Origin of the sequence: Desulfatiglans anilini DSM 4660 (assembly GCF_000422285.1) — a bacterium.
Classification (GTDB): Bacteria; Desulfobacterota; DSM-4660; order Desulfatiglandales; family Desulfatiglandaceae; genus Desulfatiglans; species Desulfatiglans anilini.
This window is the reverse complement of record NZ_AULM01000089.1, coordinates 1-2,603: the sequence shown is the minus strand read 5'-3', so window position 1 is coordinate 2,603 and position 2,603 is coordinate 1. Positions and strand designations below refer to the sequence as shown.

Below are 2,603 nucleotides of genomic sequence, written 5' to 3'. Positions count from 1 at the left end.
ACCGATCGGATCTGATTCAGTTCTTTCGATCCGATTTGTCTGCCGCGAATGATGAGATCCGTACCCATGGTCTTGCCTCCTTCCTGACAGGAAGGAGGCAAGACCAATCTTGGAACGCAAGGGTTTTTTTAGAAACGCGTAATGCTCCCATCGCGTGAAGCAAATACCTATTCTCGACGAAACCCTTGTTCTGGAAGTAAAGATCGCATACGTACAAAATCAACCTCTGTCTCCTGCGGCCAATGCATTTCTTAATATCTGCATGGGTTCAACAGATTGAAATAATTTAAATAATTAATTTTTCTTCTGCCTCTGACTTCCGGGTTTTTATCCCCCCGCCGCAGGTTCTTTTGTCTCCGACCTACCTAAAAAAGCAAACAGATTTTTCTCTTGACAAAATTTTCCCAGCTGGTTAACGTATGTTCGTTCTTAAGCTATATTGTATTCAATTTATAGCTAATTTCCCTTTGGAAATGAAATTTCCCCGTAGAGTCCAGTTTCTTATCCTAAAATGAGGATTTTTGAACAATATCAAAGGAATAAAGCATTTGCTCGGAGGCTAGTTGCAAGTCGCTACACAAGCAAACGTGAAAATTGACACCGAGATTGGCAAAAATTAGCATTTCCGGATGGAAATTAGCTAACCACTCCCCTATTTGAAACCCTTGCTTTTTAATTATTTTCATTAATTGTACTTTTATATTTTGTCATGAGGGTTTTTCGATTCTCTTCTTCAACTTAGATATTTGCAGATTATATCGACATTGTTCTGATATCTATCTCTATAAAAATTAAATTTTTTCAATTTATTTCAAAATTTTAATATGGCAAATTTTAGATAGGTAATTTATCAAAGAATTTGATACAATAGCAAACGCTTTTATTAATGCATAAGATTCTCATTCTGTGTAAGTTTTTGTTCGAAGCGCATTATTATGTAAGGGGTATAAAATGAGATACGCTGAAACAGGTTTTGATCTGGAGATTGATCTTAATATCGGAGATATCGAGCGGGTGGAAACTGATCCGGTTGATACTGAGCTATATCTTGGTGGATTGGGTACCAACGCCAAACTTATTTGGGACAGGGTTCCCCCCGAGATTGACGCCTTCTCTCCCGATAATCTACTCATTTTCAGTGCGGGTCTCTTATGTGGTACACCGGCTACTGGCTGCAACAGAACTATTATTTCGACACTTTCCCCTCAGACAAGGCTGATGGCATTCTCTATGATGGGGGGATTTTGGGCACCGGAATTGAAATATGCTGGGTATGATAGGGTGATCTTAAGAGGCAAATCCCCTCAGCTTATATATATATATATTAATAATGATAGCGTTGAAATACGTGATGCTCGGCATCTCAGTGGTAGAGGGGCTATTGAAACCGGAGAACTTATCCGCGAAGAACTTAAGGAACCTAATGTCCAGGTTGCAGCTATTGGTCTAGCTGGCGAAAACAGGGTCTATTTTGCTTCTATCGAGCAGGGAAGATCCAGTGCAAGTAGAGCGGGTGTTGGGGCTGTTATGGGCGACAAAGGGGTGAAAGCCATTGCTGTCCGTGGAACCAAAGACACTCATATTGCCCGGCCAACCGAATTCATGCAACTTTGTGATGACGTTTTGAAATATATTCAGTTTCGAAATGAGAATCCAGTCAAATGGGTCCCTCCTATTCTACAGGGGATTGGAACTGCGCCCGAGTTGGCAGTCCATGACGAGCAATGGCACACAACCAATTTCGCTTGGGGCAACGCCCGCCTCCGCAGAAAGGACTTCTGGACCGAAGAAGTCGCTAACGCCTGGAGAGAAACCATGGAAAGTATGCGAAAGCGCTTGGTCAGTTGTTACAACTGCCCTATGAGATGCGGAGGAACTATCCAGCCACCCGGCCTTCCGACCTACATGATGAAATGTTATTCCAAACTGACCTATACCATGGCATCCATGACAGACCTGGATTATGGTTTCCGAATTGCTCAACGGGCTACGGAATATGGAGTAGACGCCTTTTCCGCTCCCCAGGCTATGGCTCTTGCCGTTGAGCTCCACGAAGCCGGTATTCTGACGGACCAGGAAATGGCGGGAATGCCATCGGATAACAGGGAAAAATTTTTGTGGCTGCTCGACAGGATCGTTCGCCGGGAAGGGATAGGCGACGTTTTGGCCAACGGGACTTACTGGGCGGCCCAGCAGATCGGCAAGGGAGCGGAGGCCTACGCCCACAACAACATCAAGAAGCACGAGCAATTGCCGCTCAAGCTCGGCATGTTGAACCCGATCTACTTCCTCATGTATTCCACCGGAGAGAAGATCAACATCACCCAGATCGAAGGGCAGTTCCCGCAGGCACCATTCCCGACAAGGGAAAACCGGGAGGAGTTCGTCAAGGACTGGTTCCAGGTCCCGGACGAGAAGTTCAAACAGTACTTCCTGGACTGGGAGCTGCGGGGAGAGAACTCGATGCCTTTCTATCCGACGGTCGAGATGTGCTGCGACATCGTGGACTGGCAGGAGAGGATGCATTACATCGACGACGCCCTCGGGATGTGCGCCGGGTTGTCCTCGTTTGTTTTGAAGCCTCCCTATCACATCCACAATTA

Annotated in this window: 1 protein-coding gene; it reads left to right on the top strand. The window is 45.4% G+C overall.

What is annotated here, in order from left to right:
• Nucleotides 1-951: 951 nt before the first annotated feature.
• Nucleotides 952-2,603: aldehyde ferredoxin oxidoreductase N-terminal domain-containing protein (locus H567_RS0121100; protein WP_028322904.1), on the top strand; the 1,652-nt coding region annotated here is incomplete at its 3' end.